Origin of the sequence: Sphingopyxis sp. (assembly GCF_050916055.1) — a bacterium.
Lineage (GTDB): Bacteria > Pseudomonadota > Alphaproteobacteria > Sphingomonadales > Sphingomonadaceae > Sphingopyxis.
Window position 1 is genome coordinate 3,386,501 of record NZ_CP051527.1, and the last position, 18,216, is coordinate 3,404,716.

21 protein-coding genes are annotated in these 18,216 nt (G+C 61.1%); 5 read left to right on the forward strand and 16 right to left on the reverse strand.

What is annotated here, in order from left to right:
* From HEQ22_RS16630 to HEQ22_RS16705, 16 genes are all read right to left on the reverse strand, one after another.
* Complete coding sequence (locus HEQ22_RS16630) at positions 1–1,233, reverse strand: NAD(P)/FAD-dependent oxidoreductase (RefSeq protein ID WP_432768944.1); 1,233 nt, start codon at positions 1,231–1,233, stop codon at positions 1–3.
* An 11-nt stretch (positions 1,234–1,244) separates the two neighbouring features.
* Entirely contained in the window at positions 1,245–2,750 is a 1,506-nt protein-coding gene (locus HEQ22_RS16635; protein ID WP_432768945.1) for an aldehyde dehydrogenase family protein, read from the reverse strand.
* 14 nt (positions 2,751–2,764) lie between these two features.
* Complete coding sequence (locus tag HEQ22_RS16640) at positions 2,765–3,043, reverse strand: 2Fe-2S iron-sulfur cluster binding domain-containing protein (RefSeq protein WP_037557647.1); 279 nt, start codon at positions 3,041–3,043, stop codon at positions 2,765–2,767.
* 5 nt (positions 3,044–3,048) lie between these two features.
* Entirely contained in the window at positions 3,049–3,255 is a 207-nt protein-coding gene (locus tag HEQ22_RS16645; RefSeq protein ID WP_037557646.1) for a 2-hydroxymuconate tautomerase, read from the reverse strand.
* Entirely contained in the window at positions 3,255–4,025 is a 771-nt protein-coding gene (locus HEQ22_RS16650; RefSeq protein ID WP_432768946.1) for a 2-keto-4-pentenoate hydratase, read from the reverse strand. The genes HEQ22_RS16645 and HEQ22_RS16650 overlap by 1 nt, the downstream gene beginning before the upstream one ends.
* Positions 4,022–5,065 (reverse strand): 4-hydroxy-2-oxovalerate aldolase, encoded by a 1,044-nt coding sequence (gene dmpG, locus HEQ22_RS16655; protein ID WP_432768947.1) that lies wholly within the window; start codon positions 5,063–5,065, stop codon positions 4,022–4,024. Before dmpG ends, HEQ22_RS16650 begins: the two co-directional genes overlap by 4 nt.
* Positions 5,062–5,997: an acetaldehyde dehydrogenase (acetylating) gene (locus HEQ22_RS16660; protein WP_432768948.1), complete on the reverse strand. Its 936-nt coding sequence runs from the start codon at positions 5,995–5,997 to the stop codon at positions 5,062–5,064. Before HEQ22_RS16660 ends, dmpG begins: the two co-directional genes overlap by 4 nt.
* Positions 5,998–6,024: 27 nt before the next feature.
* Positions 6,025–6,834: a 2-keto-4-pentenoate hydratase gene (locus HEQ22_RS16665; RefSeq protein WP_432768949.1), complete on the reverse strand. Its 810-nt coding sequence runs from the start codon at positions 6,832–6,834 to the stop codon at positions 6,025–6,027.
* The gene (locus tag HEQ22_RS16670; RefSeq protein WP_432768950.1) at positions 6,831–8,342 is read right to left on the reverse strand and encodes a 2-hydroxymuconic semialdehyde dehydrogenase; all 1,512 of its coding nucleotides are present in this window, start codon (positions 8,340–8,342) and stop codon (positions 6,831–6,833) included. Before HEQ22_RS16670 ends, HEQ22_RS16665 begins: the two co-directional genes overlap by 4 nt.
* Positions 8,343–8,768, reverse strand: a complete 426-nt coding sequence (locus tag HEQ22_RS16675) for a GlcG/HbpS family heme-binding protein (protein WP_432768951.1) — start codon at positions 8,766–8,768, stop codon at positions 8,343–8,345.
* Between the two features lie 9 nt (positions 8,769–8,777).
* The gene (locus tag HEQ22_RS16680) at positions 8,778–9,701 is read right to left on the reverse strand and encodes a catechol 2,3-dioxygenase (RefSeq protein ID WP_432768952.1); all 924 of its coding nucleotides are present in this window, start codon (positions 9,699–9,701) and stop codon (positions 8,778–8,780) included.
* A 19-nt stretch (positions 9,702–9,720) separates the two neighbouring features.
* The gene (locus HEQ22_RS16685) at positions 9,721–10,569 is read right to left on the reverse strand and encodes an alpha/beta fold hydrolase (RefSeq protein ID WP_432768953.1); all 849 of its coding nucleotides are present in this window, start codon (positions 10,567–10,569) and stop codon (positions 9,721–9,723) included.
* 170 nt (positions 10,570–10,739) lie between these two features.
* On the reverse strand, positions 10,740–11,345 hold the full coding sequence (locus HEQ22_RS16690) for a glutathione binding-like protein (protein WP_432768954.1): 606 nt from the start codon (positions 11,343–11,345) through the stop codon (positions 10,740–10,742).
* Positions 11,346–11,418: 73 nt separating this feature from the next.
* On the reverse strand, positions 11,419–12,441 hold the full coding sequence (locus HEQ22_RS16695; RefSeq protein ID WP_432768955.1) for a PdxA family dehydrogenase: 1,023 nt from the start codon (positions 12,439–12,441) through the stop codon (positions 11,419–11,421).
* On the reverse strand, positions 12,425–12,919 hold the full coding sequence (locus tag HEQ22_RS16700) for an aromatic-ring-hydroxylating dioxygenase subunit beta (RefSeq protein ID WP_432768956.1): 495 nt from the start codon (positions 12,917–12,919) through the stop codon (positions 12,425–12,427). The genes HEQ22_RS16695 and HEQ22_RS16700 overlap by 17 nt, the downstream gene beginning before the upstream one ends.
* Positions 12,916–14,328 (reverse strand): Rieske 2Fe-2S domain-containing protein, encoded by a 1,413-nt coding sequence (locus tag HEQ22_RS16705; RefSeq protein WP_432768957.1) that lies wholly within the window; start codon positions 14,326–14,328, stop codon positions 12,916–12,918. Before HEQ22_RS16705 ends, HEQ22_RS16700 begins: the two co-directional genes overlap by 4 nt.
* Positions 14,329–14,574: 246 nt before the next feature.
* On the opposite strand from HEQ22_RS16705, the gene bphC reads away from it, so the two are divergent.
* The 5 genes from bphC to HEQ22_RS16730 are packed head-to-tail and all read left to right on the forward strand — an operon-like array spanning position 14,575 to position 18,209.
* The gene (bphC, locus tag HEQ22_RS16710) at positions 14,575–15,474 is read left to right on the forward strand and encodes a biphenyl-2,3-diol 1,2-dioxygenase (protein WP_037557631.1); all 900 of its coding nucleotides are present in this window, start codon (positions 14,575–14,577) and stop codon (positions 15,472–15,474) included.
* A 37-nt stretch (positions 15,475–15,511) separates the two neighbouring features.
* Positions 15,512–15,838 (forward strand): non-heme iron oxygenase ferredoxin subunit, encoded by a 327-nt coding sequence (locus HEQ22_RS16715; protein WP_037557710.1) that lies wholly within the window; start codon positions 15,512–15,514, stop codon positions 15,836–15,838.
* A gap of 4 nt (positions 15,839–15,842) precedes the next feature.
* Positions 15,843–16,331: an aromatic-ring-hydroxylating dioxygenase subunit beta gene (locus tag HEQ22_RS16720; RefSeq protein WP_037557630.1), complete on the forward strand. Its 489-nt coding sequence runs from the start codon at positions 15,843–15,845 to the stop codon at positions 16,329–16,331.
* 19 nt (positions 16,332–16,350) lie between these two features.
* On the forward strand, positions 16,351–17,622 hold the full coding sequence (locus tag HEQ22_RS16725; RefSeq protein WP_432768958.1) for an aromatic ring-hydroxylating dioxygenase subunit alpha: 1,272 nt from the start codon (positions 16,351–16,353) through the stop codon (positions 17,620–17,622).
* Positions 17,619–18,209 carry a 2-hydroxychromene-2-carboxylate isomerase gene (locus tag HEQ22_RS16730; protein ID WP_432768959.1) on the forward strand — a complete coding sequence of 197 codons (591 nt, stop codon included), beginning with the start codon at positions 17,619–17,621 and terminating at the stop codon, positions 18,207–18,209. Before HEQ22_RS16725 ends, HEQ22_RS16730 begins: the two co-directional genes overlap by 4 nt.
* Positions 18,210–18,216: the final 7 nt, after the last annotated feature.

Below are 18,216 nucleotides of genomic sequence, written 5' to 3' on the forward strand. Positions count from 1 at the left end.
CTAGGAAGCAGACTTCTTCAATATCTCGCGCAGCGGGACATCGACATCGGCCAACTCCGCCGGTCCGACGCGCGCGCGGCGTTCGACAAGGCGCTTGGCGACCCCCATATCCGCCGACCGGTTCGCAGTCAGCGCGCCCATGATGAGATCTCCTGCGAGGAAGAATGCGCAAAAGGCATCATCCTCCACCCTCCCGCGCATGATGAGCTGCTGCTGCGCGTCGATGCGCCCGGTCACTTGTATGTTCAGATCATATTGGTCGCTCCAGAACCAGCACGGGCGGCAATATTCGACGGGTTGACCGAGCATGGCGGCCGCTGCAGCTGCGCCCTGCTCGGCTGCATTCTGATAGGTCTCCATTCGCACGCGGCCGCCGAAGAAGTCGGGTTGCTCGGCGACGTCGCCCGCGGCGAAGATGACGGGATTGCTGGTACGGCATTGCGCGTCGACAACGATCCCATTGCCGACGATCAGGCCGGCATCCGCCGCCAGTTCGACGGCCGGGACGATCCCGATGCCCACGACAACTGCGTCGCAGGCAAGTTCTTCGCCATCATCGAGCTCGACCGCGCAGACTTTTGCGCCGCTCAGGCGAAGACCTTTGACCGATCGGCCGTAGAGCGCACGAACGCCCTGCATCCGGTGATGCTCGCCGAGCCAAGCTCCAAAATGGTCCCCGAGTGCCCGAATCATCGGCGAAGCGAACGGCTCAACAGCGGTAACATCGCAGCCCATGCGCCGCGCACTGGCAGCAACCTCGGCGCCGATGACGCCCATTCCGATGATCACGATCTGCGCGCCGGGCCGCAGATCGGCGGCAAGGCCGGCGGCGTCGCCGAGGGTGCGAAGATGGTGCACATTGGCAGCCTCGGCCCCTGGCAAAGGCAGGCGGCGAGCGGCGCCGCCCGTTGCCAGGAGAATGCGGTCCGCCTGAACCGCTTCGCCGGACGCGAGCCTCAGCGCGCCGGCGCGCAGGTCGATCGCCGTTGCTCGCACGCCCAGGCGGAGCTCGACCTTGTTCGCGGCGTACCAATGCTCGTCATGAAGATAGAAGCTTCCAGAAGGCGTTCCGCCTTCCCACAGAAACTCCTTCGAAAGCGGCGGCCGTTCGTAAGGGCGCCACGGCTCCTCGCCGATGAGATGAATATGGCCGTCATAACCTGCGCTGCGCAGTGATTCCGCCGCCCTTGCGCCGGCCATGTTTGCGCCGACGACCGCAATGCTATTGATCACTATTGGTCACCCTATTGATCGAACATTCCAAGCTTGCCCTCGTCGAGGTTCACGATCACCGACTTCGTCTGGGTATAGTGGTTGAGCACTTCGTGACTGAACTCCCGGCCAAACCCGCTCTGTTTGTATCCGCCGAGCGGCATGTTCGGTTTGAGGTTATAATATCGGTTGATCCATACCGTCCCCGTTTCGAGCTTCCTTGCAATGCGATGCGCGCGCGCGAGGTCGCGGGTCCACACGCCGCCGGCGAGGCCGAAGCTCGTGTCATTGGCACGCGCCATCATTTCGTCCTCGTCGCGCCAGCTTTGCACTGTCGTAACGGGACCGAAGATCTCTTCTTGCGCAATTCGCATGTCGTTTGCGACCTTGGTGAAGATTGTCGGCTGGACGAAATGCCCTTTCGCGAGCCCGGCATCCGCGGAACGCGCGCCGCCGGCAAAGACCGTCGCCCCTTCCTCGATTGCGAGCGCGAGATAGGATTCGATCTTCTCCATTTGCATGGTCGAAGCCTGCGCTCCGAGCTGCGTGGCAGGGTCCAGCGGATCGCCCTGCCTGATGTTGCCGAGCGCATCACGGAATTTCTCGAGAAACTCTTCCTCGATTGCCTCGTGAAGGAAGAGGCGCGACCCGGCGAGGCACACCTCGCCCTTGTTAAGGACGGTCGACATCGTTGCGCTCTCGACAGCCGCGTCGATATCGGCATCGGCACAAATGATGTGCGCCGATTTTCCGCCGAGTTCGAGCGTCTGCGGAACGATATTCGCCGAGGCATATTGGATCACGCGGCGCGCGGTCGCGACAGATCCCGTGAAAGCGACTTTGCGCACGTCGGGATGGGTTACGAGCGCCTCGCCGACGTCGGCCCCATAACCAGTGACGACATTCACCACCCCCGGCGGCAGAATATCGGACATCTCCACGAAGAATTCGAGCACCGAGAGGCATACCGTTTCGGCCGGCTTCAATACCACCGTATTACCCGCCGCCAGAGCCGGCGCGATTTTGCACGCCATCATGAGCAGGGGAACATTCCACGGTATGATCTGGGCGCAGACGCCCAGCGGCTCGCGGTGCACGATGCCGATCGCATCGGGAAAGTCCAGCGTCTGGCCATGCAGGCCATAGGCGGCACCCGCGAAGAGCTCGAACTGGCCGATCGCGTTGGGCAGGTCGAAATACAGCGACTCGCGGATGGGCTTACCGTTGTTCAGCGTTTCGAGGACGGCATATTCTTCAAGGCGTGCCTTGAGGCGGCGCGCAATTTCGTAAAGAAGGTCCTGCCGCTCCGCCGCGCTGCTCTGGGACCATGCGGGAAAGGCCGCTTTTGCCGCCGCCACGGCCCGACCGACATCGGCGGCGTTCCCAGCTTGAATTCGGGCGAGCGTCTCACCCGTAGCAGGGTTGAGCAGCGCGATTGTCTTGCCGCTGGCGCCCCCGACCCATTCTCCGCCAATCAGATGGCCATATTCGTCGCGAATGCCATAGTTACTTTCAATCGCCCTCAGATTTGTCGACATGTCGCTTCTCCACCTTATTCCACAACTTCGATCGTCAGACGACCGAGAGGATAGAGCCGGCAAGCAAGGGCATATCCCGCCTGGAGCTCCGCGTCCGATACATGCGCCTTGCTCATCTTGCCGAGCCGATGCGCGCCTTCGATAACCCGTACCCGGCAGATTCCGCAGCCGCCGCCCCGGCATCCGACGCCGATGTCGCTCGCTCCGCTGCGCTCCATGGCAACGAGCACGCGCTCCCCGTCCGGGCATGGAAAGGCGCTGCCTCCCACGATTTCCACGAGATGCGGGCGCATAGCGACTATCCCCCGGATTCGCGCGCGCGCCGGGCGGCGAACGACTGGCCGCCCACTGCGAAATGTGCTGCGGGAACCTCACGCAGGATGACGCGAACCGACTCGATCGGCGCCCCGACGGCGGATACGGCGGCGTCGGTCAGCGCCGCGACGAGAGCTTCCTTCGCCTCGGGCGTTCGTCCCTCGAGCAAGGTGACCTCGATAATCGGCATCAGGCGTCGACCCCGATCGAAACTGATCCGAGATTCTGGACAGTCGTGCGGATCGACTGACCCTTGGCAAGGGTCGGAGCAGCTGTGATCCCGCCCGCCAGGACGATATCCCCGGCCTCGATGCGCTCGCCGCCCTCCGACACCATGCGCGCGGCCGCAACGAGCGATCGTAGCGGATGCCCCAATATGGCGGCGCTGGAACCCACTTCGACGACTTCGCCGTCGATTTCGAGAATGACCCCGAGATTCGAGATATCCTGGTGCGGGTCGTTCCAGCTTCCGACGACAAAGCCCGAGGAAGAACTGTTGTCAGCGATGACATCGGCAAGCGCGAACTTGAAATTCTCGTATCGGCTGTCGATCACCTCCATCGCAGGCGCCACCGCGGCGACCGCGGCGAGCGCCTGGGCCATTGTAACCCGACCGGCGAGGGGCGCCGACATCAGGAAGGCGATTTCCGGCTCGATGCGTGGGTGGACGAAGTTGGCGAGCGCAAGGCAGCCCCCTTCCTCGATCAGCATCTTGTCGGTGAGTCGGCCCCAAGCCATCTGGTCGACGCCCACTTGCTGCATCTTGGCGCGGCTCGTGAGACCCATTTTGATGCCGACGCGCCGTTCGCCGCGCTGGAGGCGACGATCGATGGACAGTCGCTGGATTTCATAAGCGTCCTCTACGGTCAGCTCGGGCCGGGCATGCGTCAATTGCGGCGTCGCCACGCGTTCACGCGCGGCCCGGTCAAGGATTTCGGCCAGACTTGCCAAATCGCTCATTGCGACACCGCCTGTTCCTGGTCCCGAACGAGATCGAGGGCGACATCGACAATCATATCTTCTTGGCCACCGACCATGCGGCGCCTGCCGAGCTCGACCAGGATCTGGCGGGTATCGAGACCATATTGTTCGGCCGCCTTTTCGGCATGGCGCAGGAAACTGGAATAAACGCCTGCATAGCCCAGGCTGAGAGTCTCGCGATCGACGCGCACCGGGCGGTCCTGCAGTGGCCGCACAATATCTTCCGCGGCGTCCATCAAGCCCATCACGTCGCACCCGTGCTTCCAGCCCTTGCGATCGGCGGCGGCGATGAAAACCTCAAGCGGGGCATTGCCCGCCCCGGCACCCATGCCGGCGAGACTGGCGTCGATGCGCACCGCGCCGGCCTGCGCCGCGACGATCGAGTTTGCGACGCCGAGCGAGAGATTGTGATGCGCATGCATCCCGCGCTGCGTTTCGGGCTTGAGGACCCGGTCGTAAGCTTCGAAGCGGGTCCGGACGCCGTCCATGTCGAGGGCTCCGCCGCTGTCGGTGACATAGACGCAATGGGCGCCATATCCCTCCATGAGCAAGGCTTGCTGCGCGAGCGCTTCGGGATCGATCATATGGCTCATCATTAGGAAGCCAGAGACGTCCATGCCGAGGTCCCGCGCAATCCCGATATGCTGCTTTGCGACGTCGGCTTCGGTGCAATGGGTAGCGACGCGCACCGAGCGGACGCCGAGACTGTGCGCGCGCCTCAGTTCCTCGACCGTTCCGATTCCCGGAACCAGAAGCGTCGTCAGCACCGCATGTTCGATGACATCAGCCGCTGCCTCGATCCACTCCCAATCGGTGTGGGCCCCAAACCCGTAATTAAAGGATGTCCCGTTGAGGCCGTCGCCATGCGAGACTTCGATGGCATCGACCCCGGCTGCGTCGAGCGCCTTGGCAATGGCTCGTACGCTGTCGGTGCCATACATGTGAAGGATGGCATGCATCCCGTCGCGGAGCGTTACATCCTGGATGTATAGCGACTGGCTGGATGGATCGAAGGTCATGCTGCGATCCTCCCCGTCTGACGCACGAGGACTTCGGCAGCAGCCTTTGCCGCAGCGGTCATGATATCGAGGTTGCCGGCATATTTTGGCAAATAGTCGCCGGCGCCTTCGACCTCGAGGAAGACGCTGGTCTTCATTCCTTCGAATTCGCCATAGCCCGGGATCTTTAGCGGCCGGTTCGATCCGAACCGTTCGAACTGAATGGCCTGCTTCAATCGATACCCTGGCACATAACGCTGGACCTCGGCGACCATCGCCTTGACGGCATCGCAGACCAAGCTCTCGTCAACCAAGTCGGTCAGGGTGAAGATGGTGTCGCGCATGATCATCGGCGGGTCGGCCGGATTGAGAATGATGATCGCGCGGCCTTTGGCCGCTCCCCCGACAACCTCGATGCCCTTGGCCGTGGTGCGCGTGAACTCGTCGATATTGGCCCTTGTACCGGGTCCGGCCGACCGGGACGAAACCGACGCGACGATTTCCGCATAATGGACCGGCGTGACGCTCGACACCGCAGCGACGATCGGGATCGTAGCCTGTCCGCCGCACGTGACCATATTGATATTGCGCGCGCCCGAGGAGACCGCTGCGTTGACCGGCGGTACCACGAAAGGGCCGAGCGCGGCGGGCGTCAGATCGACGACAAGCTTTCCATCTGCTGCAAGGGCCTTGGCATGTTCGACATGCGCATAGGCGGAGGTCGCGTCGAAAACGAGCTCGATGTCAGGGTAATCCGCAAGCGCGCGCAGTCCGTCGATACCTTCGTGGGTCGTGGTTACACCGCGCGCGCGCGCCATCGCAAGCCCTTCCGAGGCGGGATCAATCCCTACCACAGCGGCAAGCTCGAGTTCGCTCGAGCCCTGCAGTATCTTGATCATGAGATCGGTGCCGATGTTGCCCGATCCGATGATCGCGCATTTCGTCTTTGCCATCGCTTTATACCTTTCCGGTTGACCGCCTCAGCTTGCAAACGCCGCTTTGACGGTCCCGACTCCATTGATTCTGGCCTCGACGACGTCGCCGGCCGCGACGGTTGCCATGGGTCCGAGCGCGCCCGACAAAAGAACATCTCCGGCAAGAAGCGGACGGCCTTCGCGCGCCATGACGCGCGCCAGCCACAAGGAGGCACTGATCGGGCTGCCGAGACAGGCAACGCCCGCGCCGACAGATACAGGCTCGCCGCGGCATTCCATCACCATCCCGCACGCGCGCAGGTCGAGCCCGTCCAGCTTGCGCGGAACGGCGCCAAGCACGAACAGACCGCTTGAAGCATTATCGGCGATGGTGTCCAATATTCGGATGTCCCAATTGGCGATGCGGCTGTCCACGACCTCGATCGCGGGGACGACATATTCGACCGCCCGGATCAGTTCGGCGATCGTGAGGTCGGGCTGAAGCAGGTCGCGCCCGACCACGATTGCGATTTCCGCTTCGACCTTTGGCTGTATGACCCGCCCGAGCCCGATCGGTTCGCCCTCGGGCACATCCATATCAGCGAAGAGCATGCCATAGTCGGGCTGGTCCACGCCGAGCTGTTTCTGGACCGCCCGCGAGGTGAGCCCGATCTTGCGTCCGACGAGACGGCGCCCCGAGGCGAGTGCGTGGCGGGTGTTCAGTTCCTGCACCGCATAGGCCCCTGCGACACCGCCGCCGCTGAGGCTATCGCGAAGCGGGGGGATCGGCGCGCGCGTTTCGGCCGCCGTTCGCAGGGCGATCGCCGCTTGTTCGATGATGCCAGGGTCAAGGGTATTTTGTTCGGACATGGTCATAACTTCACGCAGATGTTTTCAAGCTCGGTGTAGAATTCGAGGCTGTGCGCTCCACCCTCGCGGCCTATTCCCGATTGCCCCGAACCGCCGAATGCCGTGCGCAGGTCGCGCAGGAACCAGCAGTTCACCCAGCACACGCCGACGGACATTGCCGCCGCGACGCGATGAGCTCGAGAGAGATTTTCTGTCCAGACGGTAGCGGACAGGCCATAATCCGTGTCGTTCGCCCAGCTTATCGCGTCGTCTTCGGTGTCGAAGGGAATGATCCCGCAGCAAGGACCGAAAATCTCCTCCCGCATGACGGTCGAATCATGAGCGAGGCCGGTCCAGATTGTGGGTTCGACCCAGAACCCGCCCGCCGCCGCGGCATCGACGTCGGGTACCCCGCCGCCCGTAACGGCGATTGCCCCTTCGGCGATCGCCCGCTCATAATATCCGAGTACTTTCTGCCGATGGTCTTCGCTGATCATCGGCCCGAGGTAATGCGGATCACCCTTGTTCCCGGGTTTCAACGCGCGAGCGGCAGCGGCAAGCTTGGCTACGAAAGGTTCGAAGACGGATTGCTCGACATAGACACGCTCGGTCCCCAGGCACACTTGCCCGCTATTCAGAAAGGCGGCGCGCGAAATGCCTTCGGCTGCTTTCTCAAGATCGGCATCGGCGAAGACGATCGCTGGATTTTTGCCGCCGAGTTCGAAGCTGATGTCGCGAACGCCGACGGCAGCCTGCTTCATTATGGCCTGCCCGGTGCCGGTTTCGCCTGTGAAGGTGATGGCATCGACGTCCGGATGGGCGGTGAGGAACTCGCCTGCTGCGCCGGGGCCGAAGCCGTGGACGACATTGTAGACCCCCGCGGGCATTCCGACCGCGTCCATCACTTCGCCGAGAAGGGCTGCCGTCCGCGGCGTCTCTTCGGACGGCTTGACGATCACGGTGTTCCCGCAGGCCAGCGCCGGGCCGACTTTCCAGGTCATCAGCAAGAGCGGGAAATTCCACGGGCAGACGACCGCGATGACACCCTTCGGTTTGCGTACAGCGTAGTTGATCGCACCGCTTCCGTCAGGCGTCGGGGTACCGAACGATTCTGTCGGGAGGGTTGTCACGATGTCGGCGAACATACGGAAGTTCGACGCGCCGCGCGGAACATCGATGTGTGCCGCGACCGCTCTCGGCTTGCCCGTATCGGCCACTTCTGCATCGAGAAAGTCTTCCGAGCGCCGTTCGATCTCATCCGCAACAGCGGCGATGAGCCGAATGCGCTCGGCTGTCGTCATTTTGCCCCAAGGTCCTGTGAGCGCACGCTTGGCCGCCGCTACAGCGCGATCCACATCCTCACGGGTCGCCTCATGAACGCGCCCCGTCTCCCGACCGGTGGCGGGGTCGATATTGGGGAACGTCGTCCCCGAGCCGCCCTTTACGAACTTTCCGTCGATAAAGTTCAAGATATCCGCAGCGACAGGTCGGTTTCTCTCTTCCATTTCGACCGCAACCTGTTGAACCTGTACCATTCAGAACTCCTTCGCGCCGATCGAGGCGGCCGCTGCCCGGGCGCAGGCGATGTCGAATTCCTCGGAGCCGCCCGAGACTCCAATTCCGCCGATGCAATCCCCATCGACTATGATCGGGACACCGCCGCCGAACATCACGACCCGCGGCTGATGCGCGATGCCGTTGCACAAGGCCTCGGAGCCCGAGACCAGTTTGTAGACCGCTGCCGTCGGCACTTTGAAACTTGCGGCAGTGAAAGCTTTGTCCTGAGCGATCTTTTCGGAGTGAAAGGGAGCCGCGCCGCCTTTCAGGAACGCGACCAGTTCCCCCGACGCGCCCACGACCGCAGCGACCACGGGCGTTCCGCCGGCGGTGCCATGCCCTACGGCAGCGGCGACCGCCTCCAAGGCGGACCCGTGTGCAATCGTGTGGTAGTTTTCGACCATCGCAGAAAGTCAGGTATTGACGGTCATGAAGCGGTCGTTGAGCGCCTTTTCATAATAGAAAATCGCCTTGCCCGCCTGTTCGACGCCCCACGACCGGCGAGGATTATCGGGGTAATAATCATAACCGCCGGCAAAGGTCTCGTTCCGATTTCCCGAAGGGTCGAAGAAATATATGGTCTGACCACGCGTGATACCGTGGCGCGTCGGGCCGATATCGAGTGAGATATCATAGCGACTGATGATATCGGCAGCATTTCCGACGTCGTTCCAGGATTCCAGGCGGAACGATGTATGGTGGATTTTCGCATCCTCGGGGCCTGCAAGGAACGCGATATCGTGCGCCTTATTGCTACAGCTCAGGAAGATGCCGAGCCGAGTGCCGCTCGCTTCGTCGACGAGTTCCTCGGTAACGGAAAAATCGAGCGCTTCGACAAAGATTCGCGCCGATCCCGCGACATCGATGCCGTTGAGCGCCGAGTGATCATATCGCATAGCGCGCATGCCGCGCGGCTCACTGTGCCAGACGTCCGGGTTCTTTGTGGGAGGACCGTCTGCCGATAATTCCATGTCGGCGTAAAGGTCGAAGATATGCCCGGTCGGAACCGCGAAGCGCAGCTTGCGTCCGACGCCCTCTTCCTCGCCCGCGGCGATCCATTCGACGTCGACGCCGGTGGCTTGCAAACGGTCTGCGAATATTTCGAGGTCGCTGTCGCGGCAAACCTTGAAGCCGATCCGATCAAGACCGGGCATATCCGCCTCACGCAGGATGACGCTGTGTCGATCGAATTCGTCGAACCCGCGGAAAAATGCCCGGTTACCCGAACGACCGACGAGTTCCAGCCCGATCCGGTCGCGATAATGGGGGATGGCCTCCTCGAGATCGAGGACGCGCATCTGGACAAAGCCTGGTCGCATCACGCCTGTAATTGCCATCACCGCTCTCCCGGGAAATTCAAAATTTCAGGCCGTGACTGAAAAATTCGATCACGGCGCGATTGAAACTGGCCATCCGCTCGATCTGCACCCAGTGACCACACTCTCCAAAGAAGCGGACGTCTGAGTGCGTGATCAGGTTTCCGAGGCGCAGCGACACCTCTTGCGGAATGACCTGGTCGGCCTTCCCGTGCAGGACGAGCACTTCATGGGGAAGCGCGGCGATATCTTCCTCGCGGCTCGACAGCATAGCAATATTGGCCTGCCGGTCGGAACCGCCGAACGTCGCATGATAGGGCTCATGCGCTCCTGGGCGGATGCTCGCCTGATAACGGGAGTCGATCAGATCGTCGGTCAGCCGGCTCTGGTCCCATGCGAGCATCTTCAGCGACTCATGCATCATTTCGCGGGACGGCTCATAACCCCAGACGAAATCGAGCGCCGGCGTGAGCGGGAATTCGAGTCCCGCCGCTCCCATCAAAACGGCACGATCGACCCTGTCGGGATGAGCGATCATGAACGCGAGCGTCACGCCGCCGCCGAAGGAATTTCCGACCATCGAGACCTGGTCGATTCCCAGTTCGTCGAGAAGTCGGACCAATTGATCGGTCCAGATGGCCTTATCGGTGATCCGACCCACCGAGTCGCTGTAGCCGAACCCAATCATGTCGGGAGCAATGACCCGGAATTCCTTAGCAATCTCGGGCATATTAAGCCGCCAGTTCGCCCATGCCGTGACCCCGGGGCCCGAACCGTGGACGAGGAGGACCGGCCTGCCCTCGCCGGTGTCATGATAGTTGGTTTTGATCCCGTCAGCGACGAATGTCTTGCCGATTTCGGGCCGGACCATGTCGGGCGCCGAACTCATTGGCCAGCAACCACGTAATCATCATGTCGGGCGACCTGCCCCCAAACGGCTTCAAGCATCACTCAATCTCCGTTCCACGGGCCGTCATGTCGCAGCCCTCTTGGGACAATGTTTTGCACCATGGGAAACGCGTTTGCAACCGGTAAATGAAACCGGCGCCTCGGATGCGGTCACTTCGGGCTCTCGGCTCGCACGGCTTCGAGGACACCGGGCTCCTCTTCCATGCGAGCGCGGTAGCGCGTCAAAGCGGGGAAGCCCGCGAGATCGAGCGCCACTCGAGAGGGCCACCCGAGGATGCAATAGAGATAGGCGTCCGCCACGGTGAAGCCGTCCCCGAAGCAATAAACCTTGTCGGTCAATTCTACGTCGAGCGCTTGGAGATGGTGCATGGCGTCCCGCTTTGCCTCAGCGCGGATCTCCGGCCCTGCGGTTTTGGAGAAAAGCGGCACGAAGCTTTTGTGCAGCTCGGAGGCGATGAAGCTCAGGCTGTCCGTCAGCGTGTAGCGAGCGATTGTTCCGGCCGGCGGGGCGAGCCCCGCGCGCGGTGCCAGGTCGGCAACATAGAGAAGGATCGCTATCGTCTCTGTGAGAAGCTCGCCCGAATCCAGAAGGAGAGCAGGGATTTTTCCCGAAGGCTTTATCGACCGGAAGTCGATCCCATGCTCGGTTCTGCGCGTGGGCATGTCGACTTTTTCAATATCGAACGCTGCCCCTACCCGGCGCAGCGCGATGTGCGGTGCCAGCGAGCAAAGGCCAGGCGCATAGTAAAGGAGCATCTCATATCCTTATGGACGACTTGGAGCACAGCACGCGCCTGGCCGTGCTTCACGCCGGAGTTGGGCCGGCGCGTCAGCGATCCACCTCGGAAAATCCCTTTCCGGCGGTCAGCACCCCACAAGTCCGCATGGCACTCAGCATCATCGATGGATCGGCTTTGCCCGTTCCCACAATATCGTATGCCGTGCCGTGTGCGACCGACATATGGAGATAGGGCGGCCCCATCATGATCACGCAGTTTCCCGAGAATCCCCATGTCTTGACGGCTATGTGGCCTTGGTCGTGAAACATCGCTAGCACGAGATCGTATCGGCCTTCGATACATTGGCGAAAGACGGTATCGGGCGCGGATGGTCCATCGACATTGATGCCGCGCGCGCGCGCGCGCGCGACTCCAGGACCGATGGCACGATCCTCCTCATCGCCGATGGCATGAGGATTGAGACCCGCGACCACGATCCTGGGGTTGGCGACGCCCCAGCTTCGAAGCGCCGCGTCGATTTGCTGCAGGGCGGTATCGATCAACTCGGGCGTGATGAGGTCGCAGACCGCCCGAATCGACATATGATCGGTGAGGTGGGCGACACGGAGCGGTCCGGTGAGGAGGAGCAGATAACTCTCGCCCGGCGTCGGGCTGATCACCATATCCAGCTTTCCCGCCAGTTTAAGCGATCCGGTGCTGATCGGACCCATCACTGTGCCGGCGAAGACCCCGTCGCGCGCGAGCGCATCGAGTTCGGCTAGCCACTTGGCGGTCGCAATGCCCGATTCGAGCGTATCTTTCGCGAAGGGAAGCGCGCGGTCGTCCAGCGCCCCTGTATCCAGGATATCGATGACTGCCGGGTCGTCGCTGAGCGGCTCGAGCGAACGCATAACACGCAGGCGGGCCGACACTTTAGTCAGGTCAAGCGCTCGTTCGACCGAGGCCGCCGATCCCACTAATAGGGGAACCGACACCTCATGCACGCGGCCTGACGCCCAGGCGCGAACGGTAACCTCGGGTCCGATGCCTGCCGGCTCGCCGACCATGGTACCGATGCAGGGCCGGGATCCGGCCTGCTGCGACGCTACGCCGACTTCAAATGCTGTAGACATCGAGCATCGTCTGCGCGAGGTCGTTGATGACGACGGTATATTTGCGTTTTATCACAAAGGCGTCGCCCATCGGTTCGAGATCGTAAATGGCCGACCCACTGTAGACGGTCGGCCGATCCTCCAAGACCGAGGTCACCGACCAATTCGTCCGCGCCCGAATGACGTCGTCCTCATGGTCTACCGCGAGCAGGCTAAAGATATGGGAAGTGCGCGGGGCCGGCGAACTGGCCGACGACCGGCCCGTCCGAATGCGATAGACGCGGTCCTCAAGCCCTGCCCGGGTCGGATAATAGATCAGCGAAATCTCGCGCCTTGGGTCCTGGGTCAACCGGCCGCTGTCATCCCACGCGGGGACCCAGTATTCGGCATCGGGATGATATAGATCGATCCAGCTATCCCAATCCTTGGCATCGAGAGCGGCCGCTTCGCGCCCGAGAAATCGCTGGATCGCGGTCCATTGCGCAACTTCGCTGCTCATTTCGCCATCTCCGGCTTCGCGGGTAACGCGCGCTCGGCCTCTTCGCTCGCAATGGCTCCGCGCATGCGCAATATCCATTCGTCGTGGATCGCGACGTAAAGCCCCTCGTCGGCCACCGCCGTGCCGCTAAGGATGGCATCGACGCCCAGGGCTTCGCCGTGGGTGCTGACGCCTTGCACCCACCGTGTCGATCCCCGCGACATGTCGTTCATCCGGCCAGCCCCGCCACCGAAACCGACCTGGCAATTGTTGAACTCGGTCAGGTCGTCCGGCGTAGCCATGCCGCTTGCATTGAAGAAATCTTCATACTGGCGGATGCGCAGGGCGCGGGCGTCGTCACTCTCACCCACCGGAGCTATGCAGTAGGTTGTCACCTCGGTCTCATCCACCGAGATGGGCCGGATGATACGGATCTGGGTGCTCGTCTGGTCCATGAGGAAGACGTTAGGGAACAGCTCCAGATTGCGTATCCGGCCGTTCATCCAGGTAGCGCGCTCTTCGCCGCGCTCGCGCTTCAACCAGTCCAGGATTTCGTAATTCGGCCGGTCCTGATAGTTTGCATAGTCATTCCAGAGCACGCAATGGCCATTGTCGAAGGAGAAAGAGCCGCCCTCGAGCTGAGCCCAGCGACCGAAATCGAATGCCCTGGTATCGTTCTTCGATGTCCCGTCGACCCGGCGTGCGACCGTCATGAAGTAATTCGCGTGCACCGTGCCGATATGATAGCCGTCGAGGCCATTTTCGACCTGCAGCTTCCAGTTCCCTCGATAGCGGTAGCGCGTAGCGCCTGGAAGCACTTCGAGCTTCTCTTCGACCGACTGATCAACCATGAGATCGATGAATGTCTTCGCGCCCGCGAGATAGTCCTGAAGAGGAATGACCTCGGGGTTGAGACTGGCGAAAATGAAGCCCCGGTATATCTCGAGCCGCGCAACATGTTCTAGACCATAGTCTTCCCGCTTGAAGCCCGGCGCGTAGCCACCCCCAGCCTCATCAGTCACGTCGAGGAGCTGGCCCGCGGGGTTATAGGTCCAACCGTGGAAGGGGCAGGTGAAGTTGCGGCGGTTTCCGCTCTTCTCGCGGCAAACGCGCGCCCCGCGGTGTGCGCAGGCATTGATCAGACAATGCAATTCCCCGGCCCGGTCGCGGGTCAGGATGACGGGCTGGCGGCCGATAAAAGTCGTGAGAAAGTCGTTCGGCTTTGCGACCTGGCTCTCGTGCGCAATGAAGACCCAGTTGCGCTCGAAGATATATTTCAGCTCGAGAGCGAACACGTCCGCGTCGGTAAAGGCCTCCCGGTCGATCTGAAAGCGGCCGCTTCCCTCGTCTTTTACGAGCCATGCATCGATACGCGAACGCAGTGATTCAAGCTCTGCCACGGCTGCGCCGTTTCCGTCAGGTTGCAACATCCTCTCCTCCATTTCCGGACACCGAGATTCGAAGATCAACTATTGGATCAACGATTCTCGGCTCAACTCTTTGGACTCTTCCGATCCCGATTGACCCAACATAGCATGCGTGGCTCATTGTGCAATGGGTTGCACAATGATCTAAATTGCCCTATTCGAATCGCGTTGCATCGTGTGCAACACGTCAACCAGGCTGGTTCAGGCGTATAAAAGCCAAAAATGGCTTGAGATTTGGGAGTGCGAAATATGGTGGGCGTGACCGAGCTGGGTTATCTAGGCTTGTCGGTATCTGATCTGGATGCATGGAAGAGCTTCGCGTGCGGCGTCGGCGGCATGGAATATGTCGATGAAGGCGAAGGCGACCGCGCGTATCTGCGAATGGACAAATGGCATCACCGCATCACGCTGCATGCTGATGGCGGTGACGATCTTGCCTATCTTGGCTGGCGCGTTGCGGGTCCGGTAGAGTTCGACGAAATTGTCGAGAAGCTGACAGTCCAGAATATCGAAGTCGAAATAGCGAGCGACGAAGCGGCGCGCGAGCGCCGGGTCCTCGGCTTGGCCAAGCTCAAGGATCCGGGCGGTAATCCCACCGAAATCTTCTTCGGCCCCCAAGTCGACAATTACCGCCCTTTTCATCCCGGTCGCCCGATGTTCGGTCGTTTCGTTACCGGCGCCGAAGGGATCGGCCATTGCATCCTGCGTCAGGATGATGTCGCCGCGGCGGTTCGCTTCTATCAGCTGCTCGGGCTGCGGGGCTCGGTCGAGTACCACCTCGCTTTGCCGAACGGTGAGGTCGCCGCCCCCTATTTCATGCATTGCAACGACCGGCAACATTCCGTGGCTTTCGGCCTCGGTCCGATGGACAAGCGGATCAACCATTTGATGCTCGAGTACAGCGAGCTCGACGATCTTGGCCTTGCCCACGACTCGGTGCGCGAACGAAAGATCGATGTCGCACTCCAGCTCGGAAAGCACGCGAACGACGAAGCGCTGACATTCTACTGCGCAAATCCGTCAGGGTGGCTGTGGGAATTTGGCTGGGGAGCGAAAAAGGCGGGCCCGCAGCAGGAACATTATCTGCGCGACCTCTTCGGCCATGGAAATGAAGCCGAGGGCTACGGAATGGACATCCCCCTCGGCTGACCACCCTAGGATATTTCAAGAGATGGATGTGATTGCAATGGAGAGACTTCGCCTGTGCCCAATTGATGCCCCCCAGGACGGCGAGCCGGTTGCGATACCGGCAGGCGCCTTCCCGGCGCTCGCGGTCTATAATGTCGATGGCCAGATTTATGTCACGGCCAACACATGTACGCACGGCAACGCGCAGCTTACCGATGGCTATCAGGACGGTGCGACGATCGAATGCCCCTATCATGGCGGCGCCTTCGACATTCCGAGCGGAGCCGCGACAACTTATCCCTGCCAGATCCCGCTGAAGACCTATGAAGTGACGATCGAGGACGGCTGGGTGACGATCGACGCTCCCGGTGCGCCGGAGAGCTGAGGCTATGGACCTTTCCACTCTGCCTCGCACCGAGCTCCTCCGGGAAGTGACGGACCTTATTGCCCTGCACGCCGAGCTGATTGACGACGATCAGCTCGAAGCGTGGCCCGATCTGTTCGTCGAGGACTGCCACTATTCCGTATTGCCGCGAGAGAATGCCGACCGCGGATTGCCGGTTGCGACGATCTTCTGTGACAGCAGGGGCATGCTTGTAGACCGCATCGTCTCGCTCCGGCGCGCCAACATTTTTCCGGTCCATCACTATCGACACATCATCAGCACCAGCCGCATTCACGAGGTTCGTTCAGATGCGGTTGTGGCACATACAAACTATCTGGTGCTCCAGACAAGAAACACCGGCCGATCATTTGTGTATAATGCTGGTAAATATGTCGATGAAATAGTGTTTTCGTCCGGGAAATTTCTTTTTCGGTCAAAGAAGGCGATTTTCGACACGGACCTGATCGACACTTTGATGGTCCGCCCCATTTAGCCCATTTCGAGGTTGCGATATGCTCAATGTTCAAGATACGGCCGTAGGTAAAGTGTCGACCGACACCGAGGAGCCCATTGGCTGCCGGATACCATATTCCGTGTTCACGGATGATGCCTTTTACAAGGCCGAACAGGAGCATCTCTTCCGCGGCCCCACCTGGAACTTCGTTGCGCTCGAGGCCGAAGTCCCGAACCCCGGTGATTTCAAATCGACCTTCATCGGCGACACGCCGGTCGTTGTGACGCGGGACAAGGACCAGAGCCTCCATGTCGTTGTGAACCGCTGCGCGCATCGCGGCGCGACGGTATGCCGCGCACGCCAAGGCAATGTGCCGCATCTCGAATGCGTTTATCATCAATGGGCTTATGAATTGAACGGAGATCTCATGGGCGTCCCGTTCCGCCGCGGGATCAAGGGCAAGGGGGGGATGCCGGCGGATTTCGATCTCAAGCAACATGGCTTGGTCAAGCTGCGCGTCGAAGCGTTGAATGGGCTGGTTTTCGCGACATTCTCGCAAGAGGTGGAGCCGCTGACGGACTATCTCGGTCCGCTCATCACCAAGCATGTCGAGCGGATCATGTGCCGCCCGATCAAGATATTGGGCAATCAACGCCAGTTCATCCACGGCAACTGGAAGCTATACGCCGAAAATACGCGCGACCCCTATCACGCAAGCCTCCTCCATCTGTTTCACAATACTTTCGGCCTTTATCGTTCGACGCAAACCGGCGAATGCCTGATGGACGAGAGCAAGCGGCATTCGTTCCTTTATTCGAAGGCAGGCAGCAACGACGCGGCGCGCGATAGCGAAGTCTATCAGGACTCGCGCAGCTTCGACACGAGCTTCTCGCTCCAGGATCCTTCGCTGCTCGCGGGCCGGAGTGAGTTTCCGGACGGCATCACCCTCGTCATCCTGGCCCTTTATCCCAACCTGATTTTGCAGCAGATCTCGAACACGCTCGCGGTTCGCCAGATCGTCACCCACGGACCGGATTCGTTCGAACTCGTGTGGACCCAATTTGGCTATGCGGACGATGATGCGGAGATGGACGCGATCCGCCTCAAGCAATCGAATCTCATCGGACCGGCGGGCATGATCTCGATGGAGGATGGCGAGGCGGTCGAGATCGTGCAGCAGGCGGTCGGCTCGGACAGAAAGGCAAGATCCTATATCGCGATGGGCGGCGGCGGCGCCGATGATGCGGATCATCTTGTCACGGAAGGAGCCATAATCGGCTTCTGGCAAAATTACCGCGAGATGGTGGGCATCGAAGAGAGGGTCTCATGACCGCCACCATTGATTTCTACTTCGATTTCATCAGCCCGTTCAGCTATCTCGCACAGTTGCGGCTGCCGGAGATTGCGCGCCGGCACGGCCGGGCGCTGGCCTATCATCCCATCGACATCCCCGAAGCAAAGATTGCGGTGGGCAATTACGGCCCGTCCAACCGCGAGGTGCCGGCGAAGATAAAGGTTCTGACCGCGGATCTGCAGCGTTGGGCTCGGCGGTACGACGTGCCGCTTACCTTTCCATCGAGCTTCGAGTGCGGAGCCTGGAACACAGCCGCAATCTTCGCGGCCCGTCATGGTGCCGCCGAAGGCTTCGTGCGGGATGCCTATCGGCGCATCTGGGGCCTCGGAATCGATCCGCGAGACCGGGACGAATTGCGCGCCTCGGCGGCATCGGCGGGTCTCGAAGCCGATGCCGCCCTCGCCTTTGCTGACTCGGAAGAGGGCAAGCGCGACTATCGCGAAGCGCGGTCGAAAGCTTACGCCCGTGGCGTATTCGGCGCGCCGCTTATGTTTGTCGACGACCAGATATTCTGGGGAAACGACCGGCTGGATTTTCTTGAAGAGCATGTGCGGACGAATTGAAAAAAAG

Bases quoted from the DNA above. Each gene is read 5' to 3' on its own strand.
- HEQ22_RS16665 (WP_432768949.1), bottom strand. From the start codon at position 6,834: ATGACCATGTCCGAACAAAATACCCTTGACCCTGGCATCATCGAACAA.
- HEQ22_RS16695 (WP_432768955.1), bottom strand. From the start codon at position 12,441: ATGTCTACAGCATTTGAAGTCGGCGTAGCGTCGCAGCAGGCCGGATCC.
- HEQ22_RS16635 (WP_432768945.1), bottom strand. From the start codon at position 2,750: ATGTCGACAAATCTGAGGGCGATTGAAAGTAACTATGGCATTCGCGAC.
- HEQ22_RS16705 (WP_432768957.1), bottom strand. From the start codon at position 14,328: ATGTTGCAACCTGACGGAAACGGCGCAGCCGTGGCAGAGCTTGAATCA.
- bphC (WP_037557631.1), top strand. From the start codon at position 14,575: ATGGTGGGCGTGACCGAGCTGGGTTATCTAGGCTTGTCGGTATCTGAT.
- HEQ22_RS16680 (WP_432768952.1), bottom strand. From the start codon at position 9,701: ATGGCAATTACAGGCGTGATGCGACCAGGCTTTGTCCAGATGCGCGTC.
- HEQ22_RS16645 (WP_037557646.1), bottom strand. From the start codon at position 3,255: ATGCCGATTATCGAGGTCACCTTGCTCGAGGGACGAACGCCCGAGGCG.
- HEQ22_RS16730 (WP_432768959.1), top strand. From the start codon at position 17,619: ATGACCGCCACCATTGATTTCTACTTCGATTTCATCAGCCCGTTCAGC.
- HEQ22_RS16715 (WP_037557710.1), top strand. From the start codon at position 15,512: ATGGAGAGACTTCGCCTGTGCCCAATTGATGCCCCCCAGGACGGCGAG.
- dmpG (WP_432768947.1), bottom strand. From the start codon at position 5,065: ATGACCTTCGATCCATCCAGCCAGTCGCTATACATCCAGGATGTAACG.
- HEQ22_RS16675 (WP_432768951.1), bottom strand. From the start codon at position 8,768: ATGGTCGAAAACTACCACACGATTGCACACGGGTCCGCCTTGGAGGCG.
- HEQ22_RS16725 (WP_432768958.1), top strand. From the start codon at position 16,351: ATGCTCAATGTTCAAGATACGGCCGTAGGTAAAGTGTCGACCGACACC.
- HEQ22_RS16690 (WP_432768954.1), bottom strand. From the start codon at position 11,345: ATGCTCCTTTACTATGCGCCTGGCCTTTGCTCGCTGGCACCGCACATC.
- HEQ22_RS16685 (WP_432768953.1), bottom strand. From the start codon at position 10,569: ATGAGTTCGGCGCCCGACATGGTCCGGCCCGAAATCGGCAAGACATTC.
- HEQ22_RS16660 (WP_432768948.1), bottom strand. From the start codon at position 5,997: ATGGCAAAGACGAAATGCGCGATCATCGGATCGGGCAACATCGGCACC.
- HEQ22_RS16720 (WP_037557630.1), top strand. From the start codon at position 15,843: ATGGACCTTTCCACTCTGCCTCGCACCGAGCTCCTCCGGGAAGTGACG.
- HEQ22_RS16700 (WP_432768956.1), bottom strand. From the start codon at position 12,919: ATGAGCAGCGAAGTTGCGCAATGGACCGCGATCCAGCGATTTCTCGGG.
- HEQ22_RS16650 (WP_432768946.1), bottom strand. From the start codon at position 4,025: ATGAGCGATTTGGCAAGTCTGGCCGAAATCCTTGACCGGGCCGCGCGT.
- HEQ22_RS16640 (WP_037557647.1), bottom strand. From the start codon at position 3,043: ATGCGCCCGCATCTCGTGGAAATCGTGGGAGGCAGCGCCTTTCCATGC.
- HEQ22_RS16670 (WP_432768950.1), bottom strand. From the start codon at position 8,342: ATGGTACAGGTTCAACAGGTTGCGGTCGAAATGGAAGAGAGAAACCGA.